General features: G+C 49.6%; 17 protein-coding genes. 14 read left to right on the top strand and 3 right to left on the bottom strand.

The window, feature by feature from the left end:
* The first annotated feature begins 1 nt into the window (after window position 1).
* From LACZS1_RS12360 to LACZS1_RS12340, 5 genes are all read left to right on the top strand, one after another.
* Complete coding sequence (locus tag LACZS1_RS12360) at window positions 2-1327, top strand: dihydrolipoyl dehydrogenase family protein (protein ID WP_070651451.1); 1326 nt, start codon at window positions 2-4, stop codon at window positions 1325-1327.
* A gap of 300 nt (window positions 1328-1627) precedes the next feature.
* The gene (trpS, locus tag LACZS1_RS12355; protein ID WP_070651453.1) at window positions 1628-2644 is read left to right on the top strand and encodes a tryptophan--tRNA ligase; all 1017 of its coding nucleotides are present in this window, start codon (window positions 1628-1630) and stop codon (window positions 2642-2644) included.
* 136 nt (window positions 2645-2780) lie between these two features.
* Window positions 2781-3389 (top strand): LemA family protein, encoded by a 609-nt coding sequence (locus LACZS1_RS12350; RefSeq protein WP_010490914.1) that lies wholly within the window; start codon window positions 2781-2783, stop codon window positions 3387-3389.
* 8 nt (window positions 3390-3397) lie between these two features.
* Window positions 3398-4258: a TPM domain-containing protein gene (locus LACZS1_RS12345; protein ID WP_070651455.1), complete on the top strand. Its 861-nt coding sequence runs from the start codon at window positions 3398-3400 to the stop codon at window positions 4256-4258.
* A 263-nt stretch (window positions 4259-4521) separates the two neighbouring features.
* Window positions 4522-5877: an MATE family efflux transporter gene (locus tag LACZS1_RS12340; protein ID WP_070651458.1), complete on the top strand. Its 1356-nt coding sequence runs from the start codon at window positions 4522-4524 to the stop codon at window positions 5875-5877.
* 90 nt (window positions 5878-5967) lie between these two features.
* Here the strand turns inward: LACZS1_RS12340 and LACZS1_RS12335 are convergent, their stop codons facing one another.
* Both LACZS1_RS12335 and LACZS1_RS12330 read right to left on the bottom strand, forming a co-directional pair.
* Window positions 5968-6462, bottom strand: coding sequence for a GNAT family N-acetyltransferase (locus LACZS1_RS12335; protein ID WP_070651460.1), 495 nt, complete (start codon window positions 6460-6462; stop codon window positions 5968-5970).
* Window positions 6463-6487: 25 nt separating this feature from the next.
* Window positions 6488-7312, bottom strand: coding sequence for a class I SAM-dependent methyltransferase (locus LACZS1_RS12330; protein ID WP_070651462.1), 825 nt, complete (start codon window positions 7310-7312; stop codon window positions 6488-6490).
* A 463-nt stretch (window positions 7313-7775) separates the two neighbouring features.
* On the opposite strand from LACZS1_RS12330, the gene LACZS1_RS12325 reads away from it, so the two are divergent.
* The 5 genes from LACZS1_RS12325 to LACZS1_RS12305 all read left to right on the top strand — a co-directional run bounded on the left by LACZS1_RS12325 (window position 7776) and on the right by LACZS1_RS12305 (window position 13794).
* Entirely contained in the window at window positions 7776-9305 is a 1530-nt protein-coding gene (locus LACZS1_RS12325; protein WP_070651537.1) for a Ppx/GppA phosphatase family protein, read from the top strand.
* Window positions 9302-11467 (top strand): RNA degradosome polyphosphate kinase, encoded by a 2166-nt coding sequence (locus LACZS1_RS12320; RefSeq protein ID WP_070651464.1) that lies wholly within the window; start codon window positions 9302-9304, stop codon window positions 11465-11467. The genes LACZS1_RS12325 and LACZS1_RS12320 overlap by 4 nt, the downstream gene beginning before the upstream one ends.
* Window positions 11464-12405, top strand: a complete 942-nt coding sequence (ppx, locus tag LACZS1_RS12315; protein WP_070651465.1) for an exopolyphosphatase — start codon at window positions 11464-11466, stop codon at window positions 12403-12405. The genes LACZS1_RS12320 and ppx overlap by 4 nt, the downstream gene beginning before the upstream one ends.
* A gap of 92 nt (window positions 12406-12497) precedes the next feature.
* A complete protein-coding gene (locus LACZS1_RS12310; RefSeq protein ID WP_070651466.1) occupies window positions 12498-13478 on the top strand; it encodes a DUF1002 domain-containing protein in 981 nt (326 codons plus the stop codon).
* A 37-nt stretch (window positions 13479-13515) separates the two neighbouring features.
* Window positions 13516-13794, top strand: coding sequence for a hypothetical protein (locus tag LACZS1_RS12305; RefSeq protein WP_070651468.1), 279 nt, complete (start codon window positions 13516-13518; stop codon window positions 13792-13794).
* 465 nt (window positions 13795-14259) lie between these two features.
* Here the strand turns inward: LACZS1_RS12305 and LACZS1_RS12300 are convergent, their stop codons facing one another.
* Window positions 14260-14769 (bottom strand): YbhB/YbcL family Raf kinase inhibitor-like protein, encoded by a 510-nt coding sequence (locus LACZS1_RS12300; RefSeq protein ID WP_010490934.1) that lies wholly within the window; start codon window positions 14767-14769, stop codon window positions 14260-14262.
* A 139-nt stretch (window positions 14770-14908) separates the two neighbouring features.
* Between LACZS1_RS12300 and LACZS1_RS12295 the strand changes: the two genes are divergently transcribed.
* The 4 genes from LACZS1_RS12295 (at window position 14909) to LACZS1_RS12280 (ending at window position 18561) form a co-directional block, all read left to right on the top strand.
* Entirely contained in the window at window positions 14909-15835 is a 927-nt protein-coding gene (locus tag LACZS1_RS12295; RefSeq protein WP_070651469.1) for a hypothetical protein, read from the top strand.
* 350 nt (window positions 15836-16185) lie between these two features.
* Window positions 16186-16878: an NAD-dependent protein deacylase gene (locus LACZS1_RS12290; RefSeq protein WP_010490937.1), complete on the top strand. Its 693-nt coding sequence runs from the start codon at window positions 16186-16188 to the stop codon at window positions 16876-16878.
* A 34-nt stretch (window positions 16879-16912) separates the two neighbouring features.
* Window positions 16913-17509 carry a TMEM175 family protein gene (locus LACZS1_RS12285; protein WP_070651471.1) on the top strand — a complete coding sequence of 199 codons (597 nt, stop codon included), beginning with the start codon at window positions 16913-16915 and terminating at the stop codon, window positions 17507-17509.
* Window positions 17510-17655: 146 nt separating this feature from the next.
* On the top strand, window positions 17656-18561 hold the full coding sequence (locus LACZS1_RS12280) for a lactate/malate family dehydrogenase (protein WP_070651473.1): 906 nt from the start codon (window positions 17656-17658) through the stop codon (window positions 18559-18561).
* The last annotated feature ends 47 nt before the right edge of the window (window positions 18562-18608 follow it).

Raw genomic sequence — 18608 nt, 5'->3', positions numbered from 1 at the left:
GATGGCATATGATTATGACACGATTGTGATCGGTGGCGGCCCCGGTGGCTTAGCTGCTGCTTATGGTCTCGCGGCGCAACAGAAGGTATTGGTCATTGAAGGCGATCTGTGGGGCGGCACCTGTCCCAACTACGGCTGTGATCCGAAAAAGATGCTGTATCGCGGTGTCGAAGTGAAAAATGCCGCCTTGCGGATGAATGGTTTTGGCATTAGTGGAACGGCTAAAATCGATTGGCCGTCCTTGATGGCATTTAAACGTGGTTACACCAGCGGCATTCCGGCGGGGACATTGAACGGTTTGACCCGTACCGGTATTAAAACGTTATATGGCCGGGCACAGTTGCTCGGCGAACACGCGGTTAAAGTCGGTTCGCAAAATGTCACAGGTGAACATATTGTCATCGCGACGGGTCATACACCGCGCTTTCCGGATATCCCCGGCGCCAATTTGTTGAAAACGAGCCGTGATTTTCTGGATTTAGATGAACTGCCGACCAGTATCGCGTTTATCGGTGCCGGCTACGTCAGCGTCGAGCTCGCCAATATTGCGGCCGCTGCCGGCGCAGAAGTGCATATCATTGGCCACTCCGATCGCTTGTTGCGAGCCTTTCCAAAAGTTGCCACCGAAGCATTGAAGCAGTTGTTGATTAAGTCCGGCATTCATTTCCACCCTAATGTTGAACTCACGAAAATCAGTCCGCTCGGTACGATGACGCATCTGCATGCAGATGATTTTGACATAAATGTCGATATGGCGATTACGGCTATGGGTCGCATTGCCAATGTCGCCGACCTCGGTCTCGCTAATGCCGGGATTAAGGCGGACACCCGCGGGATTCCGGTGGATGATCATTTGCGCACGGTCGTTCCTAATATCTATGCGCTGGGTGACGTGAACTTGAAGCCGCAACCGAAACTAACACCGGTTGCCGGATTTGAAGGGCGCTATGTGGCCAGTCAGATTCTGGGCGATCAGGAGCCGATTCATTATCCGGCGATTCCCACGATTGTCTTTGGACCGACTGAGCTTGCCAAAGTCGGCGTGGCACTGGAAGACGCAGAAGCTGCGCCTGATCGCTACAAGGTGGTCCATAACGATACCACCGAATGGTACACCTATCACCGCCTGCAGGATCCGGACGCACAAGTGTGGACGATTGTCGACAAAACATCCGGTAAACTGGCCGGTGCCGTTGTACTCGCCAGTTTGGCCGAAGACCTGATCAATACTTTCGCAGCAGCCATTGATGCAGGTAAAAAGCCAGCCGAGCTTAATCAAATCTATGCGTATCCGAGTGCGCAGAGTGATTTGCAGTATTTGTTTTAAACTGAGTGAAGGTTAGCAAGTTGGATTGCGCGCTGAAGGTTGACATCACTTCGTTAGTTAGCTAACCTAAACTCATATTCACCCAAGCGATGAGTAGTCTATCCAAGTGGTCGCAAGAGAGCCGGTGGCGCTGTGAAGCCGGTGGCCGGGATAGGTGAAGTTGGGTCGTTTGGGTTATGTTCGGTGGGTGCGCCTTAAGCCAAGAGTGGTCCGCAAGTCGGACAAATTAGGTGGTACCGCGCGCAGGCGTCCTATGTTGCAATGACATAGGGCGCTTTTTTAATTAGGAGGGAAATAAGCATGGCAAAAAAAATAATTTTAACCGGTGATCGGCCAACAGGACGGTTGCATATTGGCCATTACATTGGCTCATTGAAGAATCGGGTTGAATTGCAGAATTCAGGCGATTACGAGACTTTTGTGATGATTGCGGATACACAGGCATTGACCGACAACGCGAATGATCCAGAGAAGATCCGGCATTCACTGCTGGAAGTGGCGTTGGATTATCTGGCGGTCGGGATTGATCCTGACAAAACAACGATTCTGGTCCAGAGCCAGATTCCGGCACTGTTTGAGTTGACCGCTTACTATCTTGACTTGGTGACCGTCAATCGCTTGGAACGCAATCCGACGGTGAAAGCAGAAATTAAGCAAAAGGCGTTTGGTGACAGTGTTCCGGCCGGCTTCTTCATTTATCCGGTCAGTCAGGCAGCCGATATCACGGCGTTCAAGGCGACAACCGTGCCAGTCGGCGATGACCAGGAACCGATGCTGGAACAAACCCGCGAAATCGTGCGTACGTTTAACCGCACTTATCACAAAGACGTGTTAGTCGAACCAGAAGGCTATTTCCCGCCAAAAGGTTTAGGGCGCCTTCCCGGCATTGACGGTAATGCCAAAATGAGCAAGAGCCTCAACAACGGTATTTATTTGGCGGATGATGCCGATACCGTTAAGAAGAAGATCATGTCAATGTATACCGACCCTAACCACATTCATGTGGAAGATCCAGGCAAGGTTGAAGGCAATGTCGTGTTTACTTATCTGGACATTTTTGATCCGGATAAGGCGCAGGTGGCCAAGTTGAAGGAGCAGTACCAACACGGCGGCTTAGGGGATGTCAAAATCAAACGCTACCTGATCGATGTTATGGAGGCTGTGCTTGAACCGATTCGCACGCGGCGGGCCCATTACGCAGAAGATATGGGGGCGGTTGCGGAAATGCTCAAACAGGGTTCGGCCAAGGCCAATGTGGTCGCCAATCAAACCCTGCAGGAAGTTCGCGATGCCATCGGGTTCAACTACTTCAAATAATCAGATCCGTCTTTAGCCGGATGCTGATTGGTACCGGCATGGTAAAATAAAAAGGAAGTGAAAAACTTGATTACGGACGCGAATTGGCCTAGCAACGATTTTTGCTGCCGAGGTGCGTCCCAGAGGAGAATTGATGATGAAAACGAAACGACTAAGTCCAGTTGCAGTTACAAGCATTGTGCTCGGCGTGATTGTGGCGATCTGCCTGATTTTTGGCATTGGCACCTATAACTCATTAGCGAAGCAGAATCAGGCAGTCGAAGCACAATGGAGCCAGGTTGAAAACGTCATGCAGCGCCGGGCTGATTTGGTACCTAACCTGGTCAATGCCGTTAAAGGCCAGATGGGTCAGGAACAAAAGGTTTTTGGTGAAATTGCCGAAGCCCGCAAGTCCTATGCGAATGCGAACACAACGACTGGCAAGGCTAAAGCCGATGATCAGTTGAATAAGAGTGTGGGTACCTTGATTAACGTCATCAAGGAAAACTATCCGAGTTTGCAAAGCAGCAATCAGGTGAACACATTGATGACGCAGCTTGAAGGCAGTGAAAATCGGATTGCGGTTGAACGCAAGCGCTATATTGACCAAGTGCGTGATTACAATCAAAGCGTTGTGACGTTCCCGAAGAACATTTTTGCCAGCATGATGGGCTTGGGCAAGAAGGATACCTTTAAAGCCACCCCGTCAGCCCAGACAGTACCAAGCGTTGATTTTTCAAGTAATAGCTCCAGCTCCGGGAAGTAGGTGGCGCCATGCGCAGGCATTTAGCGTGGTTATTCGCCGCGCTGACGGGCTTGCTGCTGTTTGCCGGTGCAACCCATCCGGTGGCAGCGGCCGAGGATCTGCCGGCCCGACCGACTGACCATTACTACCTGGATCAGGATCAATATCTTGACAATGCTACCAAGCAATTAGTCGACCAAAAGAATCGCTACTATCAGGGAACCAAGCAGCAGCCGCAAATTGCAGTCGCTGCTTTGAAGTCCACCCACGGCGATCCGTTGTCAGATTATGCCCCAGACTTATTTCAAAAGTGGGGCATTGGTAAAAAAGGCACCGATAATGGCGTCCTGATTCTGTATGCCGACAATAATGGTAAGCAAAATCTGCGAATCGAAGTGGGTTATGGTCTTGAAGGCGATTTGCCGGATGCCTTGGCCGGACAGATTCTAGACAGCAATCTGAAATCGATTAAGTCACACAACAAGGCGGATTTAAACCGAGCGTTGCGCAAGGTGTTTAATGCCGTTGCGACCGTGATTGATAAGAAATATAAGTTTCCTAAGGACCAGAACACGGTGCCTGATGAAACCATGAATCAGTATCGCAGCACAGGCCACAGCCAAGGTGGCAGCTTATTAGGAAAAATCATTTTAATTTTCCTGGCGGTTGTCGTCGTTGCAGTCATCTTCGGTGGCCGTGGCGGTGGTGGCCGCGGTGGTCGCCGCCGTGATGGCGATAGCGGTTTCTGGCTATGGCTGATCATTGATGCCTTGCTTTCCGCAGGCCGAAGAGGCGGCGGAGGCGGTTTCGGCGGTGGCTTTGGCGGCGGATCCGGAGGCGGCTCAAGCTGGGGCGGCGGCAGCTCCGGTGGCGGTGGCGCCGACGTTTGATTGCAAATATGTTTCATTTACCAGACAGTTATTCAGCTGTCTGGTTTTTTGTGCTATGGTGGTGGAATTGTTGAGCGCGAACCGGCGCGGTTAGAAGCCGGAGCATAAGCGGCCTCGAGCCTAAATGGCTGGTCTTTGGCCATTTAGGCTCGAGGTCCTTATGTGCAGGCTTCTGCGCCGGTGAGCGCGTTATGGGAGTAAGAAAGAAGCTTTGCCTTCCCCACCCGCAATCACACAAACATTACAAATTTTGGAGGTTAGATATGCGCAATTTAACAATTGGCAAACCATTAAAACTCATCGTGTTGTTTACGATCCCACTATTAATCGGGAATCTTTTTCAACAACTCTACAGTTTTATGGATGCGCTGATTGTTGGCCGGACGATTGGCAAAGATGCTTTGGCAGCTGTCGGTGCAACATCTAGTATTGTTTTTTTAATTATCGGCTTTGCCCAAGGAACAACGGCAGGATTGTCGATCTTAACGGCGCAAGCTTATGGTGCCCATGATTATCGGCGGGTGCGGCGGAGTTTTGGGACGAGTGTCTGGATTACGCTTGGCATTTCCCTGATTCTGACCGTTGGCGCGGTCACTATGACCCGGCCGTTACTTGTGGTGATGCAGACACCACCGGATATCATGGATGATTCGATTGCCTTCGTGCGCGTCATTTACTTTGGCATTATTGCGTCAATGCTGTTTAATTTGCTGAGCAATATGTTACGGGCATTAGGTGATTCGCGCACACCGCTGATTTTCCTGATTATCGCGACCATCATCAATATTGCGTTGGACTTCTGGTTCATCCTTGGTTTTCATTCAGGGGTCGCGGGTGCCGGCTACGCAACTGTCAGCGCTCAAGTCATTGCGGCATTGCTGTGCTGGGTGTATATTCGCATGCGGATCCCGCTGCTGGTGATCCGGCGTCGGGACTTGCGAATCGATTGGCAGGATATTTTGCGCCATCTAAAAGTGGGCCTGCCAATGGGCTTTCAAATGTCCATCATTGCCATTGGGGCGGTGATCTTACAGGTCATGCTCAATACGCTTGGAACCAACGCGGTTGCGGCGTACACGGCAGCCGGGCGGATTGACCAGCTGGCGACGTTGCCTTCTGCTTCTTTCGGAGTGGCCATGGCCACGTTTGCAGCCCAGAATCTGGGGGCAAAAGCCTATGGCCGCATCCGCCGTGGCGTTTATCAAACGCTGATTGTCAATGTCGGTTTGTCACTTGTTCTAGGTGCCTTGATTATTGTCTTCAGCAAGCCGCTTGTTAACTTGTTTCTAGGCCCAAATCAACCAGCCGTCACGGCTTTGGCCCAGACGTATTTCCATTACAATGCCAGCATGTATTGGTTGTTGGCGATCCTGTTCACGATTCGCAATTTGCTGCAAGGATTAGGCCAGACACTGGTACCGACCGTTGCCGGATTCTTTGAACTCGGCATGCGGGCGTTTGCGGCAATTTTCCTAGTCGTCCCATTCGGTTTTGCCGGTGCGTCCGCCGCCAATCCCTTGGCATGGTTCGGCAGCGTGTTAGTGCTGGTCAGCTCATACGTCCGCACCATGCGGCGTATCAGGCAACAGGAAGACACCCTTGCCGGTGAGCAAGAGTGAGTTGCCGCTATTCAAGGTTACAAAAAAACAGACAAATGAGTTTCGCAAATACTGCGGCGGAAACTCATTTGTCTGTTTCTATTTACTGGCCTATATCCCAAAATGCTTACCATAAACTTCCAGATCCGCGTGGCCTTCTGGCAAGGTTGCGATCGCCGGTAAGTGGCCCCAGTGGTCGTAGCCAAATTTTTGAAATAAGTGGCGGCTTGCTTGGTTGTGGCCGAAGATGCGGGCAATAACGGTGGTCAGGCCGTGGGCAGGGGCTTCGTGATCAACGAAAGCCAGCGCGGCGGTGCCGACGTGATGGCCGCGGGCGGCTTGGTCAAGGTACAAGCTGATTTCAGCTGTCTGGTCATACGCCGCACGATCGCTATAGGCCGAGAGCGTCAGCCAGCCGACTGTCTCGTGGTGGTTTTGGATCACCCACGCCGGAAAATGAGCATTGTGCGCGGCAAGCCACGCGGATTTCTGCGCCACGGTTTGCGGTTGTAAATCCGCGGTTGCACGATGCGTCGGAATGGTTTCGTTGTAAATCGCGACTATTTTTGGCAAGTCGGCGGCAGTTGCCGGTTTAAATTCGATCATTGATCATCATCGACTTTCTTGGCAGTTAAAACGTGATGCGGCCGGTAAAAGTTGGCAGAGTAGCGGTCCCGTTGTGGTGCATCGCTTCCAGCTGCGGCTTGACGCGATCACGCAAATTGGTACTTAACTTCAGCTCTGTCAGCAAGGCATTGGTAGTCGCGATTTCCCAGCGGGCATCATCCAAATCCGGATCCTCAATGAGTTGCCCGGGGGTGTACGTCCAAGTATGATCGTGAGCTATTTGGGTCAGGGTGTCCGGCGTGATCAACGTGCGAATATTGGCGACATCACTGGGCGCGATCGCATACAGCAATCCCTGAATCATCGCCGCCTGCAAGTGACCGATTTGATTAAGCGCCGTGGGCTGAAGTGACCATTCGGCAACATCCACAAAATCACCAATCGCACGCAAATTGTTTAACATCAGCGCCAAAGCATTGGCCGATTCAAAATACCAAAGGCTATGAGCCATAACGATCCGGTCAAAATGCTGATCCGCCAGCGTGCCGAGACTGTTCGTAAGATCTGTATTAAAATGCACCGTTAACCGACTGGCGAGCGGACCATTCAACAAGTGATCCCAAGCCTGTCCCAGTGTCAGTGGTGCCCCATAATCGCGGGAGGCAATATCGACACCGGTAACGTGGCCGCTGGAACCAACACGATCAGCCAAAACCGCACTCAAGTCGCCTTGGCCGCAACCGATTTCCAGAATATTTTCACCGGCTTGAACTTGCCACGCGTCGGCAATGGCAATGCGATGAGCAGTTTGGCGACGTTGAACGGCATAACTATCAGCGGTAGGTCCAAGCGCCATAAGTTTGGTGATGTCATCAAGGTGATTCTTCATGAGAGACTCCCTTTATGTAAAGTTAAATGTGGACAATGCAGTCAGTCCCTTTTTATAAGGAAAAAGTACGGCCGATATTGCCTTTTCCAGAGTGGCGAAGGTTGATCAGCGGAAAAAGTGAGACTTCCTTCAGCGTCGCTTCATGATGGTCTAAGATTATCACAAAAATATTGGCGATTGCGCAAAAAGATGGCGGCAATCGCATATTTTTATATAAACCGTGGTCATGCTGGGTCGCATTGGCCTAGCTTCCATATGGTAGCGAAATAATTGGAAGAAGTTGTGAATCTACGCCAAATTCGGCGAAGTATCGGCTAAATATTTGGTAAACTTAAATTGGAGTGGCTGAGCAGATAAATAAGGCTTGACTAAAAACTCATGCAACCAAAATATGCCGTGCTATGATGGCATTAGGATGAACGGTTCGGTTTTGGTGAATTTAAAAAGAATGGACGGAACGGACATGGCAAATAATATACAGGGATTCGCGATGATCGGTGCACAATCCATCGTTTTTAGCATCACGAATTTAAGGACACTTAAAACAATTGAACGTGGTAAATATCCAGTTGCCATCGGGGATGATTTTTATGCCGAACACGAAATTCTCCCTGAAACCGTTGATACCATTGTGCAGGCGTTTGATGCCATTAATCAGATTTTCAAGGACTATGGCGTGACGACGGTTAATGTTTATGCCAGTACCAGCTGGGCTGAAGCAGATAATGCCGAGTTTGTTCGAGACCAACTTTACACCCGGACCGGCTGGTTGATTCAAACGACCTCATTATCAGAAGAAGCCTTTTTCCGGACGCAGGCGATTATGGTTAAGTTCCCGCAATTTGCCACGATTACCCAAAAAGGAACGGTGTTAATCGATATCAGCTCGGGATCGGTCGAATTGACGACGTTTTGCCATGGGACGTTCGGTTTTTCCCGTAATCTGTCGTTAGGGCCGTTGCGGGTGTATGAGATTATGAGCGATGTTCAACGCTCGGTGACGAATTATGTCGAAGTCATGCGTGATTATATCGACAGTCGGCTACTTGATTTCATGCGGTTGCTGCCGCAAGGGGTTAAGTATACCAACATGATTTTGATGGGCAGCAGTTTGTCGATTTTTCAAAATTTGATTCCAGAAGGCAAACGGCAGGTCGAAACCGATCGGCCAGGCTTTGACATGCTTTACGATGAAGTGACGAAAGCGTCCGACCAGTACCTAGCCGATACTTATGATCTGACCTCAAATCAAACATCGTTGGTGTTGCCAACGGTTTTGCTTGTGTATCGTCTGATCGAAACACTGAATAGCCAATCAATCTGGATTTCGGATCTCAAAGCCATTGACGGTCTCGAAGTCCACGCGGCGCATGCTGGCGGGTTTAAAAAACTCGGATTCGATCCTGATGAGGAAATTGTCATCAGTGCTAATAATTTAGCCAAACGTTATCAGGTTGACGACAAACATATGGAGGCGACGCGCACGTTTGCGTTGCAGCTTTTTGATCGGCTCAAGAAACTGCATGGGATGGGCAAACGCGAACGCCTGTTGCTGGAAGTAGCGGCGACCGTGAGCGATATTGGCAGTTACATTGAAACCCACAAGCATTATGCCCACTCGAACTATATTATTATGGCTTCGGAAATTATGGGCTTAAACGAGTTAGAAGTGACGATGGTGGCAACGATTACCCGCTTCCACAGCTCGGTGACGCCACAGTCAGACTTGAAGAATTTTCCGATGATGTCAACCGAAAACCGCTTAGTTGTCGCCAAGCTATCCGCCATTTTACGCGTGGCCGACAGCCTCGATGCCTCCCGCCAGCAGAAAATTCAACAACTGCGCGTCTCAGTGAAGCCAAACAAAGTCTTGTTGTCGGCTAAAGTAAACGATGACATTGAGTTGGAACGATGGACATTGGCACGAAAAGGCAAATTTTTCTCAGAAGTTTTCGGAGTAGGGCTTGAGTTGAAAGGACGAAACACGCTATGAAAAAGCTCGATTTTTCCAAACCACGCTATTTTAATAACCGCGAGCTAAGTTGGCTTGCGTTTAACGATCGAGTGTTAGAAGAAGCTCGGGATAAAAATAATCCGCTTCTGGAACGCGTCCGCTTTCTGGGCATCACCCAAAGTAATCTGGACGAGTTCTTCAACATTCGGGTTGCTTCATTAAAGAAAATGGTGACAGTCAATTATGATAAACCTGACGCAGCCGGCATGAAGCCGCAGGAACAACTCGATGCGATTTCCAAAAGGGCGCACGCGATGGTTGAAAAGCAATACAATACGTTGGTGCGATCGTTGACCCCAAAATTAGCGGCAGTAGATATTCAGTTACTGCATCCTAGCGATTTGAATCAGAAGCAGCGGGATTTTGTGTCGGATTATTTTCACTATGAACTTTATCCGGTTCTGACGCCGATGGGAGTCGACCCGACTCGGCCGTTCCCATTCTTGGGTAACAACAGCCTAAACTTGGCGATTCGCCTGGTTCGGCCAGAAGATAGCGAAGACGATAAGTCACGTTCGTTTGCCATGGTTCAGGTACCGGATGTGTTCCCGCGCGTTTTGCGGCTGCCCGGCGGCGACAACGTGTTTATTCTGCTCGAGGAAGTTATCCGAATGTTCGTCGGTGAGTTGTTCGTCGGCGCCGATATCAAGGAAACCGCGACGTTCCGCGTGACCCGCGATATGGATATGGATGTGGCTGAAGAAGATGCTTCCGACTTGATGAAAGAGATTCAGTCACAACTTAAAAAGCGTCAGCGCGGCAAGGTAATGCGCCTGGAAATTGAGGCAGGTATGGGCAAACACTTGCGGAAGCGGCTGACCAAGGCGATGAATGTCAAAGATGAAGATATTTACGAAATTCATGGGCCGATCGATCTGAATTTTCTCAGCAAGCTTGTGAAGCAGGTTCACGGCCATAAAGAGCTTTTGTTCAAGCCATTCACGCCGTATATGGATCCGGCATTTGAGCGCGAATCAATTTTTGACGTCATCAAGGAACGCGATGTGTTCATGCAGCATCCTTATGACAGCTTCCAGCCGGTCATTGATTTTATCCGCGAAGCTGCCCAGGATCCGCAAGTCTTAGCGGTGAAAATGACCTTGTATCGCGTGTCGAGCAAATCGCCGATTATTCGTTACCTCAAGCAAGCTGCCGAAAATGGTAAGCAAGTCACCGTCTTGGTCGAATTGAAGGCCAGGTTTGATGAAGAAAATAACGTACACTGGGCGCAAGAACTCGAACACGCCGGCTGCCACGTCATTTATGGTTTGGTTGGCCTCAAGACCCACTGTAAATTGGCCTTGGTTGTGCGGCGTGAAGAAGAAGGCATCAAACGTTACATGCACATGGCGACCGGGAATTACAACGACGTTACTGCCCGGCTTTATACCGACATGGGATTGTTCACCTGCAACAACGAAATCGGGGAAGATGCTTCGAACATTTTCAACATGCTGTCCGGCTTTTCGGAGCCACCGTACTTCCACAAACTGGTGATCGCGCCACTGGGCATTCGCGACTATTTGATGGATCGGATCGATGAGGAAATTACCGCTGCCAAGGCCGGTCGCAAAGCCTTAATTCAGATGAAGATGAATTCGCTGTCTGACACTGCCATGATCGAGAAACTTTATGAAGCCTCGCATGCCGGGGTCGAAATCCATCTGCTGGTTCGCGGCATTTGCAACTTGAAGGTCGGGATACCCGGCGTTTCGGATAACATCACGGTTCATTCGATTGTTGGCCAGTTGCTGGAACACATCCGAATTTATTACTTTTATGCTGATGGTCAAGAAAATGTCTATCTTTCCTCAGCCGATTTGATGAATCGCAATTTAAGTCGCCGCGTGGAGCTGCTTTTCCCGATTCTGCAAGACGATATTCGCGAACGCATCATCAAAATCTTCGGGATTATGTGGGATGATAATGTTAAAACCCGCGTTCTCCAGCCAGATAGTACCTGGACCCGCGTGCAATTGCGCGGCGTGACCAAGCTCAATGCACAGGCTTATTTCATTAAACACGCAGTCGCCATGGGTGAAGCGTTGCGCCGTGAAGAAATCGATCAGGCACCAGAGGATTTGCACGCGACCCACACGTTTATTCCTATGACGGCACCAAAGGAGGATGATGATGCATGACGCATCACTTCGCAGTAATTGACCTTGGTAGTAACTCTGCCCGCATGACGATCTGGTCAATTGATCAGGAAGTCGTGAAGCCGGTCAAGCGACTCAAGGAAATGGTGCGCTTGTCTGAAGATATGGGAACGTCGCGAACCCTTCAGCCAGCAGCCATGGATCGAACATTGAAGGCGTTACAAGGGTTCAAAGCCGAGCTTGATAAGTATGACGATATTTCCTTAAAAGCCGTTGCCACAGCAGCAGTTCGTCAAGCCAAGAACCAAAAGGCCTTCCTTAAGCGGGTCAAAAACGAGGCCGGCTTGACGATTAGTGTGATTCCCGGCACCCGCGAAGCCGAGTATGACTTTTTAGGGGTGGTCAATACGCTGCCGATTCAAAATGCCTTAATCATGGATACCGGCGGCGCATCGACTGAACTGGTTTTGGTGCAGAATCGTAAGCTTCAGCATCTGGTATCGATTCCATTCGGGTCGGTCAATTTATCCGAACGCTTTTTGAGCCCGGATGTTATTTCAGCTGCAGAATATTTTTATTTGAGCACATTCATTCACCAGACCTTCAACAGCGTGTGGTGGCTGCGGCGGGCCCAGAATTTGCCGATTGTGGCGCTGGGCGGAAGCAATCGGACACTGGCCAAAATCGAGCGCCGCAAAGAAAAGCTTGCAGATTTCGAAGCAATTCACGGGTATCGGATGCCTACCCAGCAAGCGAACAATATTTTTAAAGAGATTCTGAGTTCTGACCTAGCAACCCGGGAAGCCATTCCCGGATTAGCGAAGTATCGGGCGGACATTATTGTGGGCGGCTTAGTGCCAGTGATTTCCATGATTCGGTATCTTGATTCCGATCGGTTGACCTTTTCCCAGTTTGGGCTACGTGAAGGGGCACTTTATGATCACCTCAACAGCCGGGCCGTGGCCCAGCGAGAGCATTAATTAATCATTGCTTAAAAAGCATGCTGATTTGCTGACGGAACGCGTCCAAACAGCGATAATGAAAGTACCAATCTAAAGGATGGTTTTGAGCTATGAAAAAATTGATCAAATGGCTGGGGTTGGCTGCAGCCGGTTTGGCACTATTAACGACAACGCCGCGAGTCGTGCGGGCGGATAGCTGGTCGCGACCGGTGGCCACGCTCGGCGCCTCGTTGACGAGTGATCAAAAAAGCGGCACGCTGAGCACGCTGCAAAATGCCGCGGGGGTTTCCAACGCCAGTCAACTGACGGTCAATGGCGCGACTTTAGTGAAGTATCTCAATCCTTCGGGCAGCTCGTTTACCGAGAACTCCGGCGTCTGGTCCAGTGCGTTAGTGCAGAAAACCAATAACGGTGGGATTAATGTCACCATTGTGCCGTATAACGGTACGAATAACATTACGACCATTACGGCTGACCAATATCGCAATGCTGCGTTAACGGCTGGCGTCAGCAACGCCAACCTGTATATTACCAGTGCCGTTAAAATCGACGGCTCCGGTGCGTTAGCTGGCGTCTATGCGGCATTTGCCCAAAATGGCGACAACCTCAATAATCAACAAATCAATGCTGCCCAGCAGGAAGTTAACACGCTCAGTTCGATTACCCAAGCCAACAAAGACAAAGACGGCTATTCGGACAAGCAGCTCAATAATGCCGTTGCCGGCGCCAAGCAGCAAATGGCGACCCAAAGTAACAATGGTCAGCAAACCTTATCCCAGAACCAAATCGGCAATATCGTGGACAGTCAGCTCAAGCAGAACAACTTAACGACCATCATCAACAATAACCAACGTCAATTGATTATTAACTTGCTGGTGAATGTGCAAAAAGCCGGTTCCTTGAAGAATACCGATTTTAAGGCACAAGCAAGTAAGCTGGCAAATTCGATTCAAGATTCGGCAAAAGGGCTATTTGATAAGCTGAATAAAAGCCTGAACACTGAAGAAAACCGGAATTTCCTGCAGAAAATCTGGGATGGCATCGTTAGTTTCTTTAACGGCATCGCCCAGTGGATTCGGAATCAGTTTTAATAATTGCAACTTGGTAAGTTAGAAACGAGGTGGCCTCATGTTGCCTAGTATCTTAGTAAGTGATCAAACCGGACAAAGCAGTCACTCGTTGACAGGCGCCATCACAATCGGCGCTATTGTAGCGGTGATCATCATCTTATTTTTAGTGATCAAATTATTGGGTGCAATTTTGCGCCACCCGTTTATCAGCTTGGCACTCTTTGCACTCGGCGGCTTCGCCATTTTCAAATTTGCGTTAGTCGGCATCATCGGCATCGGCCTGCTGGCTGCAGTTGGCGCCGGTGCGTTGTGGATGAATACTGGTGACGGCGGGTGAAAAAACGACTTATTCGGCTGGAATTCACTTGTTCAAAAAGAAAATGAGACAAAGTTTTGATAGAGTAGCTTTACTTTACTGAACTCTGTACAATACAGAAACTTACTCATTGAGTTCAGGGCCGTGCCAAACTCCGCAATCTCCGGCCAGCTGGGGTGGCGACGCGAAGCTAGAGCGGAGGGCACGACTTCGAACCCGCAAAGCCCGCGGTTTCGAAGCTCGGCCTTGTTGTAGGTGGGGCAAAGAGCGCCCCACCAACAACAATTTCACGGCTGAGCCCCATCTGGCCTACGATTGCTCCGCTTTGCCACTACAATATTAGCCATAGCCACTAATTATCCATGATGACACAAAAAACGGGCATACTTTCCACACGCGATTTGCAGTGCAGAAAGTATGCCCGTTTTTATATTGTGTTTGTGAATGGTGTCTTAGCATCTGAACACGGTTGCCACAGGCAGTCACTTAAACCCGTGACGGCAAATCAATTTCGGCTTTAGCCAAAACATGACCTTTCATTGCATGGCGGGCTTCATTCAACCAGAAACCGGGCTGCAGTGGTAACTTGGTGTCTAAAGCAAAGATCATCAGCGTATAATCATGATTCTTGTCGGGCGGTTGCGGCCCCACGTAACCTTGCTGGGTGAATGGATCAGTATTGCCAACCAAGTGGCCTGCAGAAGCATTTTTGCCTTCAACCATTGGAATCTGATCGCTGTGACTCGCGCCAACCGGGATCGACGTGACATTGGCAGGAATGTTTGCCGCATTCCAGTGAATCCACGGCAGTCCGCCGACTGGAACCGCGTCATAGTCGAGGAGCCAAAGTGCGAAACTGACGGTGCCTTCCGGAGCATCTTCAATCGTAAATGGAAAACTCGTGATCGGATAGCCATTCTTGACGTCGGCACCAGTGGCATACTTGCCATAACGATCGGCCAGCATTCCATTGACAAGTGGAACGGATAGTTTCATTTGAATTTCCTCCCTTTTATCGCTACCTTTATGATAGTAGATTGAAATTACGAAAGCCAATTTCGGATTAAAAATATTTTTATTGCCACAAGAAGATCAAGCAGATCGAATTGAGCATAACAAGGAGTTTTGAATAAACATGCAAAAGGATGTCCAGGCATTACTTGATGAAGTGAAAAGTCACTACGATCACCCGCTGGAAGTGGCGATTAACGGTGAAGCAAGCGGCGTGCTGACCCATGATCAAAGCCATCAGCGCCTGAAAAAAGATGGTACGCTAGAGGTGGTTGTGACTGATACAACAGACGTGGCGTATACATTAAGTCACGAACTGCTGCACTTATTGTTCCAGATGAAAGGCTATCCCCAGTTGCAATTTCATTTACTGAGCGGCGATCCGCAGGTGGATGATCAGCTTTATGCTACCAGTACGGCCTTGTATAACGCTGCAGTGCACATGCTGGTGGTGGCTTGGCAACGCGAACATGGCCTGCTGACAGACAAGGTAGTTGCGCAAGTGTTGGCAGGCTTCAAGCAGAATGTGCCGGCCGAGGCGGACGATCAGCTGGTGATTTACCGCATTCTGTCGTTGCTGGATCTTTTAGGCTTTTTGGAAGGGCAGCTACCCGATGAGTTGGCAAGCGCCTATCCACAAGCGTTGCCGTATGCCCAAGAACTATTCAGCTTACTAGATGACCAGAAACTTGCCTCACCATTTGGCCTGCGCCGGGCGATTGTGCACCTGTTTGAGCGTTTCGATGCCCAAATTGAGAAGTTAGGCTACCAGCCGACCAACGACCATGAGTTTGCCACGGTGTCGCCGGTTTTATCCAAGCGGCAATTGCGGCTCACACTCGATCAGGTTTACCTCATCAAACACAGTAGCTATCGCGATCGGGACACGAAACAACCTGCCTATGTCGCAATGGGGCGCAGCGACGACCAAAATGCCTTCGTGCTACCACTACCTGAAAAAGAAACAACGCCAGAAGCTTTCCAACAGCTGTATCAACAGCCGCTGGACAGCGTTCTGACGAAGTATGGTCTCGATTTTACCATCCGTTAATGCCGGCCAAAATTAATGAAGAAGCCGTTCGTCACGGACTGAATACCAAGCATCACAACCTGGTAGAAGACGAAAAGGAAGAAAATGAGGACTAGGACCATAAACAAATAACTAAAAAAGTGCGACCACCGAAAGGACTTCATGGTATTAAGACCCCTTTCTACAATGTTTCTTATAAATAATATTACACCTTTTACGCCTAGGGTGACGAATTTGTTCCAAATCATCCAGCGCGATAGTGACAGTTTCACTAATTGGTGACTGGCGGGCAAGCTAAGCGTTTTGCCTAGTGTGAGGTGAATTTTTCTTTAAGAATGTTGCGCTGTTCAGCGTGTTAGGAGATGGAAGCAATGTTTGATTTGCAAACCGCGATTGATCAAGCCAAACGGATCACGTTTATGACCGGGGCTGGCGTTTCAACGGCTTCGGGAATTCCGGATTATCGATCAAAAGGCGGCTTATATGCCGATAAGGTTGACCCAGAGTATGCATTATCAATTGACAATCTGCAGGCCCATCACGAGGACTTTCATAAGTTTGTCGTCGAGAACATGTACTATCCCGATGCCAAGCCGAATGTCATTCATGAAAAAATGGCGGCCATCACCAACCAAAAAGGTACGATTGTCACGCAAAATGTTGACGGACTTGATCGTAAGGCCGGCGCCAAACATGTGGTGGAATTTCATGGCAATCTTTATCGGATTTATTGTCAAATCTGTCGCAAACAATTTGACTATCAGACGTATTTGAAAAGTGACGTACATGCAGCAGACGGTGGTGTTTTACGGCCGGATATTGTCTTATACGGTGAACCGATTAATCCGGATACGGTTAATGCTGCCATTAATGCAATTGCGCAGGCAGACTTGCTGATTGTCGTGGGGACAAGTTTTGTCGTGTATCCATTTGCCGGGCTTATCGGCTATGCGCAGCCGGATGCAACGATTGTGGCCGTGAACCGCGAACGGATTGCTTTGCCGGAAGGGGCGCAAATGGTCTTGGGGGATGCGGTTGACGTTTTTGCCAAGTTGCACGTCTAGTTACGGACAATCATGACGAAAAGGGGATTTGACGGTGAGTAAAGGACGCTTGGAGGCATTTACCGATGCGGTCATCGCGATTATTTTAACGATCTTGGTGTTGGAATTAAATCCACCTCACAGTGGCTCACTGGCGTCGCTTTGGGCGTTACGAGGAAGGTTTGGAATTTATTTAGTTTCATTTCTGACGCTGATTGTTTATTGGAACAATCACCACCATTTGTTCCAGTTGGTGAATCGGATCGACTGGCGCGTGATGTGGGCGAATTCGTTTTTCATGCTGGCTATTTCGATGTTCCCGTTTGCCACCAGTTGGGTCGGTGAAGGACATGTGGACGCGTTCGGGCCGGAGCTGATTTATGGTTTTGTTGTGTTCATGTCGAATGTCAGTTACCTTCTTTTGGTCGTCACCCTGCGGCATGTTAACGGTCCGACCTCGGCGTTGGTGAAGCTATACGGCCATCAGCATGACTGGAAAGCGGTCGGTTCGATTGCCATGGCGTTTGTCGCGATGATTTTGGCTTTGCTTTGGCCGCCATTAACGATCATACTGGACTTGTTAATGTTATTGTTGTGGGCAATTCCGGACCAACGCGTTGAGCGACATCTATTACGTGGTCCAAAAGAGTGAGTGAGCGTGAGCAGGAGCGCTTAGAAATCGGAGTGTAAGTGGCCTTGAAGCCTCAATGGCTGGGCTTTGGCCATTGAGGCTTCAAGGTCCTTACACGTAGATTTCTGCGACTGCGAACGCGTTATGATGAAAGGAGATTTTTTAATATGGCAAGAACGATTGGTATCATTGGCATCGGCCATGTCGGTGTGACGACGGCATTCAATTTGGTTAGCAAAGGTGTTGCGGACAAACTGGTGTTAATTGACCAGAAAGCCGAATTGGCGGAAGGCGAAAGTTATGATTTGAAAGATGCGTTAGGCGGCTTGCCAACGTATACGGAGATTGTGGTCAATGATTACGATGCGTTGAAAGACGCGGACGTGGTGATTTCTGCAGTCGGCAATATTGGCGCGATTTCAAATGGTGATCGGATCGGCGAGACCAAAACGTCCAAGGCGGCGTTGGATGATGTTGCACCGAAGCTGAAGGCGTCCGGGTTCCATGGTGTTTTGCTGGATATTACGAATCCTTGCGATGCGGTAACCAGCTACTGGCAGTATTTGCTTGATTTGTCGAAGTCCCAGATTATCGGCACGGGCACATCGTTGGATACTTATCGGATGCGGCGCGCGGTTGCCGAGACGCTGCATGTGAATGTTGCGGATGTTCGCGGTTATAACATGGGTGAACACGGTGAGTCTCAGTTCACGGCATGGTCAACGGTTCGGGTCAATAATGAACCGATCGCGGAGTATGCCAAAGTGGATTATGATCAGTTGGCTGATGCGGCGCGGGCTGGCGGCTGGAAGATTTACAATGCGAAGCACTACACCAGTTATGGCATTGCAACCATCGCAACTGAAATGACCCAGGCCATCATCAGCGATGCCAAGCGGATTTTCCCATGCGCCAATTACGATCCCGAATTCGGCATTGCGATCGGCCATCCCGCAACGATCGGCAAACTCGGTGTCGTCAACACCCCGGAATTGAAATTGACCGATGACGAGCGGGCGAAGTACGTCCATTCGGCAGGCATCATCAAGGACACGCTTGAAAAAATGAAATAACTCATTTCGGTAGCAATACCGAAGTCTGTAAAAAGACGCCGTTTCGG

The organism is Lacticaseibacillus zeae subsp. silagei (genome assembly GCF_030770335.1).
Taxonomy (GTDB): Bacteria; Bacillota; Bacilli; order Lactobacillales; family Lactobacillaceae; genus Lacticaseibacillus; species Lacticaseibacillus zeae.
Note: the sequence above shows the minus strand (reverse complement) of the source record. Positions and strands in the feature narration are given on the sequence as shown.

Bases quoted from the DNA above. Each gene is read 5' to 3' on its own strand.
- LACZS1_RS12340 (WP_070651458.1), top strand. From the start codon at position 4,522: ATGCGCAATTTAACAATTGGCAAACCATTAAAACTCATCGTGTTGTTT.
- LACZS1_RS12310 (WP_070651466.1), top strand. From the start codon at position 12,498: ATGAAAAAATTGATCAAATGGCTGGGGTTGGCTGCAGCCGGTTTGGCA.
- LACZS1_RS12320 (WP_070651464.1), top strand. From the start codon at position 9,302: ATGAAAAAGCTCGATTTTTCCAAACCACGCTATTTTAATAACCGCGAG.
- LACZS1_RS12300 (WP_010490934.1), bottom strand. From the start codon at position 14,769: ATGAAACTATCCGTTCCACTTGTCAATGGAATGCTGGCCGATCGTTAT.
- trpS (WP_070651453.1), top strand. From the start codon at position 1,628: ATGGCAAAAAAAATAATTTTAACCGGTGATCGGCCAACAGGACGGTTG.
- LACZS1_RS12295 (WP_070651469.1), top strand. From the start codon at position 14,909: ATGCAAAAGGATGTCCAGGCATTACTTGATGAAGTGAAAAGTCACTAC.
- ppx (WP_070651465.1), top strand. From the start codon at position 11,464: ATGACGCATCACTTCGCAGTAATTGACCTTGGTAGTAACTCTGCCCGC.
- LACZS1_RS12335 (WP_070651460.1), bottom strand. From the start codon at position 6,462: ATGATCGAATTTAAACCGGCAACTGCCGCCGACTTGCCAAAAATAGTC.
- LACZS1_RS12280 (WP_070651473.1), top strand. From the start codon at position 17,656: ATGGCAAGAACGATTGGTATCATTGGCATCGGCCATGTCGGTGTGACG.
- LACZS1_RS12350 (WP_010490914.1), top strand. From the start codon at position 2,781: ATGAAAACGAAACGACTAAGTCCAGTTGCAGTTACAAGCATTGTGCTC.
- LACZS1_RS12345 (WP_070651455.1), top strand. From the start codon at position 3,398: ATGCGCAGGCATTTAGCGTGGTTATTCGCCGCGCTGACGGGCTTGCTG.
- LACZS1_RS12305 (WP_070651468.1), top strand. From the start codon at position 13,516: ATGTTGCCTAGTATCTTAGTAAGTGATCAAACCGGACAAAGCAGTCAC.
- LACZS1_RS12330 (WP_070651462.1), bottom strand. From the start codon at position 7,312: ATGAAGAATCACCTTGATGACATCACCAAACTTATGGCGCTTGGACCT.
- LACZS1_RS12360 (WP_070651451.1), top strand. From the start codon at position 2: ATGGCATATGATTATGACACGATTGTGATCGGTGGCGGCCCCGGTGGC.
- LACZS1_RS12325 (WP_070651537.1), top strand. From the start codon at position 7,776: ATGGCAAATAATATACAGGGATTCGCGATGATCGGTGCACAATCCATC.
- LACZS1_RS12290 (WP_010490937.1), top strand. From the start codon at position 16,186: ATGTTTGATTTGCAAACCGCGATTGATCAAGCCAAACGGATCACGTTT.